The organism is Sphingorhabdus sp. (assembly GCF_044239045.1).
Classification (GTDB): domain Bacteria; phylum Pseudomonadota; class Alphaproteobacteria; order Sphingomonadales; family Sphingomonadaceae; genus Sphingorhabdus_B.
Genome location: NZ_JBIICD010000009.1, coordinates 20,122 through 33,839 on the forward strand (window position 1 = coordinate 20,122; position 13,718 = coordinate 33,839).

Genomic DNA, 13,718 nt, shown 5'->3' on the forward strand with positions numbered 1-13,718 from the left:
TTTCATAAGGACGAACGCATAATATGCCCCAGATTAGTCAGATCCTTGAAACCTATGCATCGCAGTTCTTTTGGCTGTTGATTGTATTCGGCTTGATCTATTTTACGGTCGGCCGCGTGATGTTGCCAAAGGTAGAAGCAACGATGGACGCACGTGATCGCAAGATTGCGGACGACCTTGCTGCTGCCGAACATGCACGGACAGAGGCCAATAATCTGGGTGACAGCGGCGCTGCTGATCTAACGGCGGCGCGGGCCGCGGCGCAAGCCAAGTCTGCTGCTGCCAAGGCGAAGGCCGCCAAGGACGCAGATGCGCGTCTGGCAAAGGCCGACGCCGAAATCAGCGCAAAGATCGCCGCTGCCGATGTAGAATTGGCCAAGGCAACCGCCAAAGCATTATCCGGCATCGAAACCGTGGCCGCAGAAGCCGCCGCCGATATCGTTGCCAAGGTTTCTGGTGCAAAGGTCACATCTGCGCAAGCCGCAAAAGCAGTGAAGGCGGTAATGTCGCATGGCTAATCCAGCAGTAGAAACCGAAGCGGCCACAGCAGCAGCCGTGCCTGCAACCGACGCGGGTGCGATTGCAACGCCAGCAGCCGAAACGCATGCGACAACCGAAGCACACGCTAATGCTGAAGAACATGTCACGCCGTCGGCGCTGGGCTTTGATGCCTCCATGCTCGTCGCCTTGGCGATGCTCGCAGTGATTGCTTTGGCCATCTGGAAAAAAGTCCCCGCGATGATTGCCGGCGCGCTGGACAGCCAAATTGCCGGCATTCGTGCGCAATTGGATCAGGCAACTGCTTTGCGGGCCGAAGCGGAAGCTATAAAGGCCGAATATGAAGCCAAGGCGAAGCAAGCCGCGATTGATGCCGAAGCGATGAAGGTTGCGGCGGAAGAAGAAGCCAAAGCGATTGTCTCACGTGCTAAGTCCGACGCTACCGCGCTGATTGGCCGCCGTGCACAAGCCGCCGAAGATAAAATCGCTGCTGCGGAACGAGCCGCGATTGCCGATGTGCGTAAAACTGCCGCCACCGCTGCTGCGGCCGCTGCAGCACAGCTTATCTCCGCACATCATGATGCAAAGGCCGATGCTGCGTTGATCGATCAGTCGATTGCGTCGCTGAACTAAGTTAATCCGTCACAACTTAGTCATTCTCCTGCCTATGCGGGAATGACGTTGTGTCGCGCAAAGACGTTGCCTACATGGCAGGACAATATGTCCAAAGCCGACCGCCCCGACCAACCCAATGCGGCCTCCCGCTTTAGCGAGGAAAAGGCGACATATGCGGTGCGTGGTGCGGACACACCGGATTTCGACACGGGCATCGCGGCAATCCGCAATGTTCTGAAGACCCTTCCGCTCAAACCCGGCGTCTACCGCATGCACGATGCGCGGGGCGACGTGCTTTATGTCGGTAAGGCGCGCGCCTTAAAGAATCGCGTCGGCAATTATGTGCAGATTGACCGGCTACCCAACCGCTTACGGCGGATGGTCGCGCTGACGCGGTCTATGACCATCGTCACCACCAATAGCGAGGCTGAGGCGTTGTTGCTGGAGGCGCAACTGATTAAGCGATATCGCCCAGCTTACAACGTGCTGCTGCGTGACGATAAAAGCTTCCCCTTCATTCTGTTACGCGCCGACCATAAATTTCCGCGTATTCAGAAACATCGCGGCGCGCGACGTCATAAGGGGCACTATTATGGGCCGTTCGCCAGCGCTGGTTCCGTCAACCAAACGCTGAACGCGCTGCAAAAATTGTTTCTGCTGCGCAGTTGCACCGACAGTTTCTTTAACAATCGTGACCGGCCTTGTTTGCTGTACCAAATCAAGCGTTGCTCCGCGCCCTGTGTCGGCCGGATTGATGACGCGTCCTATGACAGCCTTGTCGCGGATGCCAAATCCTTCCTCGACGGTAAATCCTCCGCTGTGCAGGCGAAACTGGCGAAGGAGATGGAGTCAGCGGCCGAAGCTCTCGACTTCGAACGCGCCGCCATGGTCCGCGACCGGCTTCGGGCGCTCACCTTCATTCAAGGGTCGCAGGCGATCAACGCAGAAGGCGTAGGCGACGCCGACATCTTTGCGCTGGCGCATCGCAACGGCGTGATGGGCATTCAGGCGTTTTTCATCCGTGGTGGGCAAAATTGGGGGCATCGTTCCTTTTTCCCCGCGCATGTTGCGGAAATGAGCGAGGACGAAGTGTTCACCAGCTTCCTCGCGCAATTTTATGAAGATGTTCCCCCTGCGAAATTCATTTTCCTCGATCGGCAACTGACCGAAGCAGATTTGTTGGCGCAGGCGTTGTCCGAACGTGCCGAGCGCAAGATCGAAATCAGCATGCCGCAACGCGGCGACCGTGTGCGCTTGGTCAAGCAAGCGACGCGCAACGCGGCAGAAGCGCTCGATCGGAGACTGGCCGAGAGCACAACGCAGGGTAAATTGCTGCAAGAGGTGGCTGACCTGTTCGAATTGCCCGAACCGCCGCGCCGGATCGAAGTTTATGATAACAGCCATATTCAGGGGACCAACGCACTCGGCGCGATGATCGTGGCGGGACCGGAAGGTTTCATCAAAGGCCAATATCGCAAGTTTAACATCAAAAATCCTGACACGACACCCGGCGACGACTTTGCCATGATGCGCGAAGTCATGGCGCGGCGATTTGGGCGGTTGATGGATGATAACGAACCCGAACGCGATGAAAACTGGCCGGATCTTGTCCTCATCGATGGTGGCAAGGGGCAAATGAGTTCCGTCATGCAAATCGTACGCGAATTGGGGGTTGAGGATGTAGCCTTTATCGGCGTGTCCAAGGGGCCAGATCGCCATGCGGGTCGTGAGACTTTCCACTTCCCTGATGGCCGTGAATTCACGCTGCCTGTCAACGCGCCCGTTATGTTTTATTTGCAACGGCTGCGCGATGAGGCGCACCGCTTTGCCATTGGTGCGCACCGCGCGAAACGCAGCAAGGCGATCACCGTCAGTCCGCTTGACGAAGTTCCGGGCATTGGCCCATCGCGCAAAAAAGCGTTACTCATGCATTTCGGCACGGCCCGGGCCGTGCGCAATGCGAGCCTTGAGGACTTGCAAAAGGCCCCCGGCGTATCTGCCGCCGTCGCGCAGACGGTCTATGATTATTATCATAGCAATGGCTGACCTCGGCTGTGGCGGAATACTACGCCGCTATTTTGATTGCATGGCGAAGCGGGTTCGATAGAGCCGTCTTATGACAAACAATCAATTGCTGCTTGAGGCTATCGCGCTCAAAAAATGTGTCACTTTGGTGTACAATAATGTGCCGATGAAGCTGGCCCCACATATTCTGTATTCCAAGCACAGTGCCGTGTTCACCGATGCCGTCATATTGGAAAAAAACGGCGAAGTGCGACGCGATAAGAAGCTTGGCGCTTTCCACTTATCGGGGCTCAACGATCTGCAGCTGTCGGACCAGTCATTTGAAATTCATGCTTCGTTTGAACCTAACGCCGAAAAATATGTCGGTGTGACCTTATTCATGGTCAGCGCGGACGCAGGATAAAGCTTCCCCTCATGCCGCAGTCTTGGCATGAGGGCGTATGGATATTTCGGCATCTGCCATCATCTGCGCGGTCCGCAACCATGGCGAAACAGGCGCCATCGTGCGGGCATTTACGGCGGATCACGGTATGCTTGCAGGCTTTGTCGCGGGCGCGCGGGGACGGCAATTGCGGCCAGTCCTTATCCCCGGAAATGTGATCAAGGGTGAATGGCGCACGCGCATTTCTGGCCAATTGGTCCGCCTAGCGCCCGAACCTTTACACAGCCGCGCACATTTACTCAGCGAACCATTGGCGACCGCTGCGATTGACTGGGTGACGGCGCTGACCGCAGCGACGTTGGCGGAGGGCGTACCCTATCCGCGTGTACACAGCGCAGTGGATGGCTTACTATCCGCCATAGAGTTGGCACCAGCTGCACGGGTGTGGGCAGGGGCGGTTGCGCAATATGAGACATTGTTGCTGGCGGAACTTGGCTATGCCGAAGAATATGAAAGCGACAGCGCGCCGGTGGCGATGATGGCGCAGACCCGCAAGCGGCTCGTCGCGCACGTGCTGGGCGACCGTCGCGCCGACGTCATGGCTGCCCGCGAACGGCTCGTGGAGCGATTGAAACGAGCAGTTGCATAAGCCCGCTGCTGTTGGCAGGAGAAACCATGATATTTCAGCATCGTCATGCTGAACTTGTTTCAGCATAACGTGCCGCAGTCCGTTATCCCGAAACAAGTTCGGGATGACACGCCATTTCTAGGTTTGATATTATATGCTCATTGCCTTGTTACCCGGGGACGGAATCGGTCCCGAAGTCATCACACAAGCACGCCGCGTTTTGGATGCGCTCGGCATCGACGGGCTGACCTTTGAAGAGGCGCTGGTTGGCGGCGCGGCCTATAAGGCGACCGGACATCCCTTGCCGGCGGACACGTTGGCGCTTGCCAAGCGCGCCGATGCAATATTGTTTGGCGCTGTCGGTGATCCAGATTGCGATGCGCTAGAACGTCATTTGCGTCCGGAACAGGCGATATTGGGGCTGCGCAAGGAACTGTCCTTGTTTGCGAACTTGCGCCCTGCCACCTTGTTTCCGGAACTAGCTGATGCCAGCGCGCTTCGTCCTGAAGTTGCGACACAAATCGACATGGTCATCGTCCGCGAACTTAATGGCGATGTCTATTTCGGCGAAAAGGGTATGCGCAAAACCGCCGAGGGTAAGCGCGAAGGCTATGACATCATGTCTTATGATGAGGATGAAGTTCGCCGCATTGCCCGCGTAGGCTTTGAAACCGCGATGGCACGGGGCAAGAAATTATGCTCGGTAGACAAGGCCAATGTGCTTGAAACGTCGCAGTTGTGGCGCGATGTCGTGATCGAAACCCATGCCGAATATCCCGAGGTTGCTTTGAGCCACATGTATGTCGACAATTGCGCGATGCAATTGGTACGCAACCCCGGCCAGTTTGACGTCATCGTAACGGGCAATTTGTTCGGCGACATCTTGTCCGATCAGGCCAGCATGTGCGCTGGCTCGATTGGCATGTTACCGAGCGCGTCGCTGGACGCTGCTCAGAAAGGCTTGTACGAGCCCATCCACGGCAGCGCGCCCGATATTGCGGGGCAGGGCAAGGCAAACCCGCTTGCAACGATATTGTCGGCAGCAATGATGCTGCGTTACTCGTTGGGCTTGCCTGAACAGGCCGACCGTATTGAAGCCGCCGTTGCGAAGGCGCTATCTGGCGGCGCACGATCCCCGGACCTCGGCGGCACCTATTCGACCCGCGATATGGGCGACGCGGTGCTTGCTGCCTTGACCTAAACCCTGCTCTCCCCGAAAAGCGAACTTATGAAGAAAACTACAGGCCAGAATCGCGAAATCACTCGGCATTGGCGTCCCGCCACCCAAGCGGTGCGTGGCGGCACTTGGCGCAGCGAGCATGGCGAAACGTCCGAGGCGTTGTTCCTATCGTCCGGCTTTACTTATGATAATGCGGAAACCGTTGCTGCGCGCTTTGCCGGTGAACAGGATGGGATGACCTATTCGCGGTTGCAGAACCCGACGGTACAAATGCTCGAAGAACGCATTGCGCTGATGGAAGGGGCAGAGGCTTGCCGCGCTCAAGCCACGGGTATGGCGGCGATGACCACGGCGTTGTTATGCCAGTTGCAAATGGGTGACCATGTTGTTGCCGCGCGCGCCGCGTTCGGTTCTTGCCGCTGGTTGACAGACAATCTGTTGCCGAAATGGGGCATCACCACAACTACTATCGACAGCCGCGACAATGACGCGTGGAAGGCAGCGATTCAGCCGAACACGAAGGTGTTCTTCTTTGAAACGCCAGCAAACCCGACGATGGACATTGTCGATATGGCCTATGTATGCGGCCTGGCGAAAGAACATGGGATTACAACGGTGGTCGATAACGCCTTCGCCACCAGCGTGTTGCAACGGCCGATGGACTTTGGCGCCGACGTTGTGGCGTATAGCGCGACCAAGTTGATGGACGGACAGGGCCGCGTCTTGGCGGGCGCCGTCTGCGGTTCGCAAAAATGGATGGATGAGGTTTTGTTGCCGTTTCAGCGTAACACGGGGCCTAACTTGTCGCCATTTAACGCATGGGTCGTGCATAAGGGTCTTGAGACGTTGGAGCTGCGCGCCATGCGGCAGTCGGAGAACGCTCTGGCAGTAGGGAAATTCCTTGAGGGCCGCGTACCGCATATCATGCACCCCGGTCTTGAAAGCCATCCGCAGCACGCACTTGCGATGCAGCAGATGAAGGCCTGCGGGCCGATCTTCGCCTTTTCGGTCGATGGTGGCCGCAAACAAGCGCATGCTTTGCTGAATGGGTTGCAGTTGATTGATATTTCCAACAATATCGGCGATGCACGCAGCTTGATGTGCCACCCCGCATCCTCCACCCACCATGGCATGGGGCCCGAAGCCCGCGAGGCGATGGGCGTTGGCGAAGGCATGATCCGCATCAATGTCGGTCTGGAAGATCCCGCTGATCTTATCGAAGATCTGGATCAAGCGCTAAAGGCGGCTGGTTTGTGACCAGCATATTGGATTCCTTCTTCGCGGTTAGCGCCACGACCGAGGGCATCACTGTGCGTGTCGCGCCAAATTTTTTGGTGGAACAATCTGTGCCCGCGCAAGGACGCTGGTTCTGGTCCTATCATATTCGCATCGAAAATGGCGGTGACGAACCCGTGCAATTGATCACCCGGCATTGGCGGATTACGGATGGTCGCGGCATGATCAACCATGTTGATGGCGACGGCGTGGTCGGTGAACAACCCGTGCTCCGCCCTGGCGAAAGCCATGATTATGTCTCCGGCTGCCCTTTGCCAACACCCAGTGGCACGATGGAAGGGCAATATCGCTTTGTGCGGGAGGATGGATCGACCTTTCTGGCGGAGATCCCCTGCTTTACGCTGGTGGCACCAGCCACAGCGCGATGAGTTTGGGCGTATGAAACGCACCCATCTTCCCCTCAATGGTCTGCGTGTCCTTGATGCCGCCGCCCGGCATTTAAGCTTTACGAAGGCCGCGGACGAACTCGCTGTGACCCCGGCTGCAGTAGGTCAGCAAATTCGCGCTCTGGAGGATATGTTGGGCGTTGTGCTGTTCCGTCGCACGCCCAAGGGGCTTGAACTGACCGACGAAGCAGCAAATGGCCTTGATGCCCTGCGCGCAGGCTTTCTTCAGTTTGAAGAATCGGTCCGTGCGATGCAGGCGGGGCAGTCGTCCAATGCGCTAACCATTGCCGCGCCGCGTGATTTTACCGCCAAATGGCTGGCTGCGCGTCTGGCAAGCTTTAGTAAGGCAAACCCCGACACCCGATTTACCTTGGTTGCCGCGGATGAAGATGTGAATTTTACCGAGGCCAATCTGGACCTCGCTATCCGTCTGACCACGGGGCCGGGGGAACATGAGGGCATTCGGCTTGCAGCTGGCGCTTATGTCACAGTCGCCGCGCCAGAGGGCGGTGCGGACACGCCGATAAGCTGGCCCAATTGCCCTGTGGCCGAGGGCGTAGCCGCTTTGCGCCTGGCGGACGCCGGCCTTGCCATCGACGCTGCCGCGATAGGGTTAGGCAGGGCCACCGTTCCGCTCATCCTCGCCGAAGCCGACATCGCCAGTGGGAAAGTCCGTGCCGTAGATAATGCGAAGGAAAGCGATGAGGCCTATTGGCTGGTCGCACCCTTGCCGCAATGGCGACAGAAGAAGGTGAAAGCGCTGGTTGAGGCGTTGACGGCGTAGGCCAAGAGTCATCGTTAATTCGCAGATCACCGTCACCCTGAACTTGTTTCAGGGTCCATTCCGCCTTTCGAGGTCCGTCCTTGCTGCACGATAGACCCTGAAACAAGTTCAGGGTGACGAGGCGGCGGCTAGGGTGACGCTCGTAGACAAAGCCTACATATCACGCGTCAATCGTGTCCTCATCCAACTGCGCGGCATTTTCTTGGATGAAGTTGAAACGGTGCTCGGGGTTTTTGCCCATCAAGCGGTCGACGAGGTCATTGACCACCGCGCGGCGCTCATATTCATGTGGCAAGGTGATACGGATCAGCGAGCGGGTCGCCGGGTCCATTGTTGTTTCTTTGAGCTGGTTCGGGTTCATTTCGCCCAAGCCTTTAAAGCGACCAACATCGACTTTTTTGCCTTTGAACACCGTTGCTTCCAACTCGGCGCGGTGGGCGTCGTCGGCGGCGTAGACGCTTTGGCTGCCATGCGTTAACCGATAGAGTGGCGGCCGCGCGAGGAACAGATGCCCGGCCTTCACAATCTCTGCCATTTCTTGGAAGAAAAATGTCATCAGCAAGGTTGCGATATGCGCGCCGTCAACGTCAGCATCGGTCATGATGATGATGCGTTCATAGCGCAGATTGTCGGGGTTGCAGTCCTTACGCGTGCCACAGCCCAATGCCAGTTGCAGGTCGGCGATTTCATTGTTCGCGCGGATCTTATCGGCGGTGGCCGATGCAACATTGAGGATTTTACCCCGGATCGGCAAAATAGCTTGCGTCTTACGGTCGCGCGCTTGCTTCGCGCTGCCGCCGGCGCTGTCGCCTTCGACAATGAATAATTCGGTGCCGGTGGGATCATCCGACGCGCAATCGGTCAGCTTGCCTGGCAAGCGCACCTTGCGGCCAGACGTTGCGGTCTTGCGCTTCACTTCACGCTCAGCCTTGCGGCGCAAGCGGTCGTCGACCTTCTCAAGGATGAAGCCCATCAACGCCTTGCCGCGTTCCATATTGTCGGCCAGATAATGGTCGAAATGGTCACGCACCGCGTTTTCGACAAGCCGCGTGGCCTCAGGCGAAGTCAGCCGGTCCTTGGTCTGGCTTTGGAATTGCGGGTTACGGATGAAAACCGACAACATCAATTCAGCTTCGTTGAAAATGTCTTCCGCGGAAATCTGCGCGGCCTTTTTCTGGCCTATCAATTCACCAAATGCCCGCAGACCCTTGGTTAATGCAGCGCGGACGCCTGCCTCATGCGTGCCGCCATCGGGCGTGGGAATAGTGTTACAATACCAGCTATAGGAACCGTCGGAATATAACGGCCAGGAAATGGCCCATTCGACGCGGCCCTGCGCATCTGGAAAATCCTGCGTCCCAGCGAAAAATTCGGTGGTGGCACATGCCCGGGTGCCAAGCTGTTCGCGCAAATGGTCGGACAAGCCACCAGGGAATTGGAACACCGCCTCGGCGGGTACATCTTCGCTGGCTAGTTCCGGATCGCAGCGCCAGCGGATTTCGACGCCAGCGAACAAATACGCCTTTGACCGCGCCAGACGGAACAGCCTCGCGGGTTTGAACTTTGCGTCTGCGCCAAAAATCTCTGGGTCGGGCGTGAATGCTATCGTTGTCCCACGCCGGTTGGGCGTTGGGCCCAATTCCTCCAGCTTGCCGAGCGGCAGGCCTTGCGAAAATCGTTGGCGATAGAGCTGCTTATTGCGCGCGACTTCAACTAAGGTGTCCGTTGACAGTGCATTGACCACTGACACACCCACGCCATGCAGGCCACCAGAGGTCGCATAAGCCTTGTCTGTGAACTTGCCGCCGGAGTGCAACGTTGTGAGAATGACCTCAAGTGCGGACTTGTCCGGAAACTTCGGATGGGGATCAACCGGAATACCGCGGCCATTGTCTGTGATGGTGAGGCGGTTGCCGACACCCAGATGGACCTCAATACGGCTGGCATGGCCGGCAACAGCCTCATCCATCGAATTGTCGAGTACTTCGGATGCCAGATGGTGCAACGCGCGTTCATCGATGCCGCCGATATACATGCCGGGGCGACGGCGAACAGGCTCAAGCCCCTCCAACACCTCAATCGCAGAAGCGGTATAGTCATTGGATGCGGCGGTGGCGGCCGCGCTGCCGCCGAACAGGTCATCGGTCATATATATGCTATAGGCGCGGGAAAGTCGGCGGCGCAACAGCCGAACGATACTCGGCTGTGGAAATAAACCGGATCAGCGTCTTTCCGACGGCATGGATAAAATGGCGAAGTTGCCGCTCGCTTGCGCAACTAACTTGTCATTCTGTGTGATGCGGGCAGTTAAATGGGCAACGCTCCGACCCTTGTTATCCAAAACGGTTTGGCACAAAAGTTGGCCCTCCACGACTGGCCGGAAATAGCTGATCGAGATATCAATTGTCGCGCACGCATATCCGGCATCAAGCACTGAATATAGCGCCGCGCCCATGCCAGTGTCCGCCATTGCGTAAATGACAGCGCCATGCACAACGCCGTGCGGGTTCAAATGTCGGCCATCAACCGGCAGCAAAAGCGTGCTGCTGCCGTTACCTTGTTGCTCTACTGTTAACCCGATGAGATCAGCAAATGGATGGTCCATGCCTTATCTCGCCGCTGTCTTAACGAACCCGTGGTCCGCCAAATGGCATGGGGGGCGGGGGGCGGCGCACACCGCGTGGAAGCTGCGCCTGATAGGCACGGCCGCAATGTTCAACGCAATAAGGGAAGCCCGGGTTCACTGGTACACCGCAGAAATGGAAATCCGCCTCACCGGGGTGGCCAAGTGGCCAACGGCAAATGCGCTCGTTTAAATCAAGCAAAGAGGTCTTGTCCGCCATTTCGGGGCTTGGCTTTGCGGGCACAAGGCGGCGTGGCGGGGCAGGGGGGATGGGCGCTTGTTGATCGCCGGGACCCTGACGCATGAAGCCACCGGGGCCAATCGATACGATGCGCGGCATCGCCGAAGCGCGGTTTGCGGGCGCTTCTGCGGTATCATCATCGGCGCGCACGGGGGCAATGGTTTCAGCAGGCGGTGCGGATGGACGCGGGCGCGGTGGCGCAGCGGCGGCAGGTGCCTTTGCGGGGGCAGGTGCAGCCTTTTTCGGCGCAGCTTTTTTATCAGCGTCGTTGGACTTTACAGGCGAAGGGCGCGATTTTAGGCCCAAACGGTGCGCCTTGCCGATAACGGCATTGCGGCTGACGCCGCCAAGCTCATCTGCAATCTGGCTTGCGGTCAGGCCTTTGTCCCAAAGTGCCTTTAACTGATCAATCCGCTGGTCGGTCCACGACATAAATGCAATTCCAATAACGAGTTCTATTTGCCGCATGAATGACGCGATTGCGCCTTGCGGTTATCGTTGCAAGCCGATAGTCGATTGCGCGATGACTATCCACCATAAAAGCAATATCGGCCAAGATAGGGACGCTAACCCTGTTGTGCAACTGCCCGACGGCGAACGCCATATCCGCAATGTAAACTGGGTCGGCCTGCAAACCTTGTACATGAAAGAGGTTCGCCGCTTTTTCAAGGTGCAGCTGCAAACCGTTTGGGCTCCGTCCATCACGACCTTGCTCTATCTGATTATCTTCACCGTTGCCTTGGGTTCAGTCAAGCCAACCGTGTTGGGCGTATCGTTTGCGGATTTTATTGCACCTGGCTTGATCATCATGGGCATGATGCAGAACGCCTTTGCGAACTCAAGCTTCTCGCTGTTGGTGGGTAAGATTCAGGGCACGATTGTGGATTATCTGATGCCGCCGCTTTCCAATGCGGAAGTTTTGGCCGCGCTTACGGCGGCCGCGGTGACACGGGCGTTTCTGGTTGGCGGAACGATCTGGCTCGCCATGGTATTTTGGCCCGGCGTCCATGTCACGCCGGTGCATTTGGGGGCAGTTTTGTGGTTCGGGCTGATGGGATCGATGATGCTTGCGCTCATCGGGGTCATGACATCAATCTGGGCGGAGAAATTCGACCATGCCGCGGCGATAAGCAACTTCATTGTCGCGCCTGCGGCTTTGCTGTCTGGTACTTTTTATTCGGTAGATAAATTGTCACCTGTTTTTCAGGCGATAAGCCACGCTAACCCGTTTTTCTATGCAATTTCAGGCTTCCGCTATGGCTTTATCGGCAACGCGGATAGCCCAGTGATGTTTGGCGCGTTGCTCTTGCTCGCGCTTAATGCGGTGCTTGGGCTTATTTGCTATCTCCTATTGCGTTCCGGATGGAAGTTACGCGCCTAGTCGACGCCGCGAAGGTCGATTTAAGCCGTCCTGCTTTTTAGCTTGCCGGTGTCCATGTCTGCGCCTGACAAAAGGGTCCGATACAGCCTTTGACGACAAGATTGCCTGATTTGCCCTTATAGACGATCGAGCGATAGGTTTTGCCTGACTTTGGATCGTAAATCTGGCCATTCCATTCTTTGCCGTCGGATTTGAAACCCGTCAGAACATTCATGCCCAATATGGTCCGATTGCGAAGCGCTTTATCAGGATTGTTCAGGTCCTTTGCGCCTGCACCAGCCGGCGGGTTGACAAGAAATTTTACCAACTTCCCGCATAATGCCGCGCCACATTGATACACTTCGACAACGCCGTCCTTGCTTTGCGTTATCCAGCGCCCGGAAATTGGCGCGGCGGCTTGCGCCGGAATTGCCGCACATATTGCGGTTGCGATCACCCATGTTTTAGCGTGGTGCATTTCTGGTCCTTTGCTTTGGAAAAACGATATAAACGGCCAATGCGCAAGCTGCAATGCTTTTGCCTTTTGCCAGTGCCATGCTAATTGCCAAACGCATGAGTGAGATAATCCTTTTCGATTACTGGCGTTCGTCCGCAAGCTATCGTGTGCGCATTGTGCTGAACCTTAAAAATGTGCCGTATACACGCGTGCCAACCAGCCTCCTGGACAATGCGCAACGTGCGCCCGATTATGTGGCGCGTAATCCGCAAGGCTTTGTACCCATGCTGTCGATCGACGGGCATGACCTGACGCAGAGCCTTGCAATCATTGATTATCTGGATGCCCAATATCCCGACCCCGCGATGGTCCCTTCGAACCCCGCGGATCGAGCCAAAACATTGGCGCAGGCGTTGATTATTGCAGCCGACATACACCCAATCGATAATTTGCGTGTGTTGCGATATTTGAAGGACCAGATGGGTCAATCGCAAGAGTCCGTGGACCAATGGTATCGGCACTGGATAATCGAAGGGTTCACGGCGTTGGAGGCAATGGCGCCCGATAATGGCTTGTTCGGTGGCGAGTTGCCGAATTTGGCTGATGTCTGCCTCGTGCCGCAGATGGCCAATGCCCGCCGCGTGGATACGCCGCTGGATGCCTTTCCTAAGCTTTTGCGGATGGATGCTGCGCTGACCACGCTTCCGGCTTTTGCAGCAGCGCATCCTGACCATGTGAAGCCCGACTGATGCCAACAGAAAAACTGAAGCTCAGTGCGTTTCTGCCCTATCAATTGTCCATTACATCGAACGCGGTGAGTGACCTGATCGCGCGTGCCTATCGCGGAAAATTTGCGCTGAAGGTACCAGAATGGCGGGTCATGGCCTTGTTGGGCGAAGGTGATGTGGCAACGCAGCGGCAATTGGTTGCGGCAACCGCGATGGACAAGGTTACCGTGAACCGCGCGTGCAAGGCGTTGGAGGACCGCAGCTTGATCAGCCGTGTGCCGAACATGTCGGATGGCCGATCACATCATCTAACTCTGACGCCAGCCGGACGCGATTTGTATGAACAGATTGTACCGGAGGCGCTAGCATTAGAGGCCGAGCTTGAGAAGATATTGGGCAGCGGTGAGGCCAAGGTGTTGGAAGCGATGTTGGCGCAATTGCGTCTGCGCGTCGCTGAACTCGGCTAAGTTCGCAATTTCCGCGCGCTCAACATTCCTGACGCCCAAACGCAGAGT

Annotated in this window: 16 protein-coding genes; 12 read left to right on the plus strand and 4 right to left on the minus strand. The window is 56.9% G+C overall.

Going from position 1 to position 13,718, the window contains the following annotated elements; translation table 11 throughout:
• The first annotated feature begins 23 nt into the window (after window positions 1-23).
• The 9 genes from ACILP4_RS05195 (at window position 24) to ACILP4_RS05235 (ending at window position 7,794) form a co-directional block, all read left to right on the plus strand.
• The gene (locus ACILP4_RS05195; RefSeq protein ID WP_395619683.1) at window positions 24-518 is read left to right on the plus strand and encodes an ATPase; all 495 of its coding nucleotides are present in this window, start codon (window positions 24-26) and stop codon (window positions 516-518) included.
• Entirely contained in the window at window positions 511-1,131 is a 621-nt protein-coding gene (locus ACILP4_RS05200) for a F0F1 ATP synthase subunit B (RefSeq protein ID WP_395619684.1), read from the plus strand. The genes ACILP4_RS05195 and ACILP4_RS05200 overlap by 8 nt, the downstream gene beginning before the upstream one ends.
• Before the next feature lie 87 nt (window positions 1,132-1,218).
• Window positions 1,219-3,159: an excinuclease ABC subunit UvrC gene (gene uvrC, locus ACILP4_RS05205; RefSeq protein WP_395619685.1), complete on the plus strand. Its 1,941-nt coding sequence runs from the start codon at window positions 1,219-1,221 to the stop codon at window positions 3,157-3,159.
• Window positions 3,160-3,229: 70 nt separating this feature from the next.
• Window positions 3,230-3,541 carry a hypothetical protein gene (locus ACILP4_RS05210; protein WP_395619686.1) on the plus strand — a complete coding sequence of 104 codons (312 nt, stop codon included), beginning with the start codon at window positions 3,230-3,232 and terminating at the stop codon, window positions 3,539-3,541.
• A gap of 37 nt (window positions 3,542-3,578) precedes the next feature.
• Window positions 3,579-4,169 (plus strand): DNA repair protein RecO, encoded by a 591-nt coding sequence (locus tag ACILP4_RS05215; RefSeq protein WP_395619687.1) that lies wholly within the window; start codon window positions 3,579-3,581, stop codon window positions 4,167-4,169.
• Window positions 4,170-4,302: 133 nt separating this feature from the next.
• Window positions 4,303-5,349, plus strand: a complete 1,047-nt coding sequence (leuB, locus tag ACILP4_RS05220; RefSeq protein WP_395619688.1) for a 3-isopropylmalate dehydrogenase — start codon at window positions 4,303-4,305, stop codon at window positions 5,347-5,349.
• 27 nt (window positions 5,350-5,376) lie between these two features.
• Window positions 5,377-6,585 (plus strand): trans-sulfuration enzyme family protein, encoded by a 1,209-nt coding sequence (locus tag ACILP4_RS05225; protein WP_395619689.1) that lies wholly within the window; start codon window positions 5,377-5,379, stop codon window positions 6,583-6,585.
• The gene (gene apaG, locus ACILP4_RS05230; protein ID WP_395619690.1) at window positions 6,582-6,992 is read left to right on the plus strand and encodes a Co2+/Mg2+ efflux protein ApaG; all 411 of its coding nucleotides are present in this window, start codon (window positions 6,582-6,584) and stop codon (window positions 6,990-6,992) included. The genes ACILP4_RS05225 and apaG overlap by 4 nt, the downstream gene beginning before the upstream one ends.
• A 10-nt stretch (window positions 6,993-7,002) precedes the next feature.
• The gene (locus tag ACILP4_RS05235; RefSeq protein WP_395619691.1) at window positions 7,003-7,794 is read left to right on the plus strand and encodes a LysR family transcriptional regulator; all 792 of its coding nucleotides are present in this window, start codon (window positions 7,003-7,005) and stop codon (window positions 7,792-7,794) included.
• 160 nt (window positions 7,795-7,954) lie between these two features.
• On the opposite strand, the gene parE is transcribed toward ACILP4_RS05235, so the two are convergent.
• The 3 genes from parE to ACILP4_RS05250 all read right to left on the minus strand — a co-directional run bounded on the left by parE (window position 7,955) and on the right by ACILP4_RS05250 (window position 11,090).
• A complete protein-coding gene (gene parE / locus ACILP4_RS05240) occupies window positions 7,955-9,943 on the minus strand; it encodes a DNA topoisomerase IV subunit B (RefSeq protein ID WP_395619692.1) in 1,989 nt (662 codons plus the stop codon).
• 72 nt (window positions 9,944-10,015) lie between these two features.
• Entirely contained in the window at window positions 10,016-10,399 is a 384-nt protein-coding gene (locus ACILP4_RS05245) for a PaaI family thioesterase (protein WP_395619693.1), read from the minus strand.
• A gap of 19 nt (window positions 10,400-10,418) precedes the next feature.
• Window positions 10,419-11,090, minus strand: a complete 672-nt coding sequence (locus ACILP4_RS05250) for a GcrA family cell cycle regulator (RefSeq protein ID WP_395619694.1) — start codon at window positions 11,088-11,090, stop codon at window positions 10,419-10,421.
• Between the two features lie 34 nt (window positions 11,091-11,124).
• On the opposite strand from ACILP4_RS05250, the gene ACILP4_RS05255 reads away from it, so the two are divergent.
• Window positions 11,125-12,039, plus strand: a complete 915-nt coding sequence (locus ACILP4_RS05255) for an ABC transporter permease (protein ID WP_395619695.1) — start codon at window positions 11,125-11,127, stop codon at window positions 12,037-12,039.
• A 37-nt stretch (window positions 12,040-12,076) separates the two neighbouring features.
• Here ACILP4_RS05255 and ACILP4_RS05260 read toward each other — a convergent pair whose 3' ends face one another.
• Window positions 12,077-12,496 (minus strand): DUF2147 domain-containing protein, encoded by a 420-nt coding sequence (locus ACILP4_RS05260; RefSeq protein ID WP_395619696.1) that lies wholly within the window; start codon window positions 12,494-12,496, stop codon window positions 12,077-12,079.
• A 95-nt stretch (window positions 12,497-12,591) separates the two neighbouring features.
• On the opposite strand from ACILP4_RS05260, the gene maiA reads away from it, so the two are divergent.
• Both maiA and ACILP4_RS05270 read left to right on the plus strand, forming a co-directional pair.
• Window positions 12,592-13,224 (plus strand): maleylacetoacetate isomerase, encoded by a 633-nt coding sequence (gene maiA, locus ACILP4_RS05265; RefSeq protein WP_395619697.1) that lies wholly within the window; start codon window positions 12,592-12,594, stop codon window positions 13,222-13,224.
• The gene (locus tag ACILP4_RS05270; protein ID WP_395619698.1) at window positions 13,224-13,670 is read left to right on the plus strand and encodes a MarR family winged helix-turn-helix transcriptional regulator; all 447 of its coding nucleotides are present in this window, start codon (window positions 13,224-13,226) and stop codon (window positions 13,668-13,670) included. Before maiA ends, ACILP4_RS05270 begins: the two co-directional genes overlap by 1 nt.
• The last annotated feature ends 48 nt before the right edge of the window (window positions 13,671-13,718 follow it).

What these genes read in the sequence shown, in the direction of transcription:
- ACILP4_RS05195 (WP_395619683.1), top strand. Translation starts at nt 24, where the DNA reads ATGCCCCAGATTAGTCAGATCCTTGAAACCTATGCATCGCAGTTCTTT.
- ACILP4_RS05200 (WP_395619684.1), top strand. Translation starts at nt 511, where the DNA reads ATGGCTAATCCAGCAGTAGAAACCGAAGCGGCCACAGCAGCAGCCGTG.
- uvrC (WP_395619685.1), top strand. Translation starts at nt 1,219, where the DNA reads ATGTCCAAAGCCGACCGCCCCGACCAACCCAATGCGGCCTCCCGCTTT.
- ACILP4_RS05210 (WP_395619686.1), top strand. Translation starts at nt 3,230, where the DNA reads ATGACAAACAATCAATTGCTGCTTGAGGCTATCGCGCTCAAAAAATGT.
- ACILP4_RS05215 (WP_395619687.1), top strand. Translation starts at nt 3,579, where the DNA reads ATGGATATTTCGGCATCTGCCATCATCTGCGCGGTCCGCAACCATGGC.
- leuB (WP_395619688.1), top strand. Translation starts at nt 4,303, where the DNA reads ATGCTCATTGCCTTGTTACCCGGGGACGGAATCGGTCCCGAAGTCATC.
- ACILP4_RS05225 (WP_395619689.1), top strand. Translation starts at nt 5,377, where the DNA reads ATGAAGAAAACTACAGGCCAGAATCGCGAAATCACTCGGCATTGGCGT.
- ACILP4_RS05235 (WP_395619691.1), top strand. Translation starts at nt 7,003, where the DNA reads ATGAAACGCACCCATCTTCCCCTCAATGGTCTGCGTGTCCTTGATGCC.
- parE (WP_395619692.1), bottom strand. Translation starts at nt 9,943, where the DNA reads ATGACCGATGACCTGTTCGGCGGCAGCGCGGCCGCCACCGCCGCATCC.
- ACILP4_RS05245 (WP_395619693.1), bottom strand. Translation starts at nt 10,399, where the DNA reads ATGGACCATCCATTTGCTGATCTCATCGGGTTAACAGTAGAGCAACAA.
- ACILP4_RS05250 (WP_395619694.1), bottom strand. Translation starts at nt 11,090, where the DNA reads ATGTCGTGGACCGACCAGCGGATTGATCAGTTAAAGGCACTTTGGGAC.
- ACILP4_RS05255 (WP_395619695.1), top strand. Translation starts at nt 11,125, where the DNA reads ATGAATGACGCGATTGCGCCTTGCGGTTATCGTTGCAAGCCGATAGTC.
- ACILP4_RS05260 (WP_395619696.1), bottom strand. Translation starts at nt 12,496, where the DNA reads ATGCACCACGCTAAAACATGGGTGATCGCAACCGCAATATGTGCGGCA.
- maiA (WP_395619697.1), top strand. Translation starts at nt 12,592, where the DNA reads ATGAGTGAGATAATCCTTTTCGATTACTGGCGTTCGTCCGCAAGCTAT.
- ACILP4_RS05270 (WP_395619698.1), top strand. Translation starts at nt 13,224, where the DNA reads ATGCCAACAGAAAAACTGAAGCTCAGTGCGTTTCTGCCCTATCAATTG.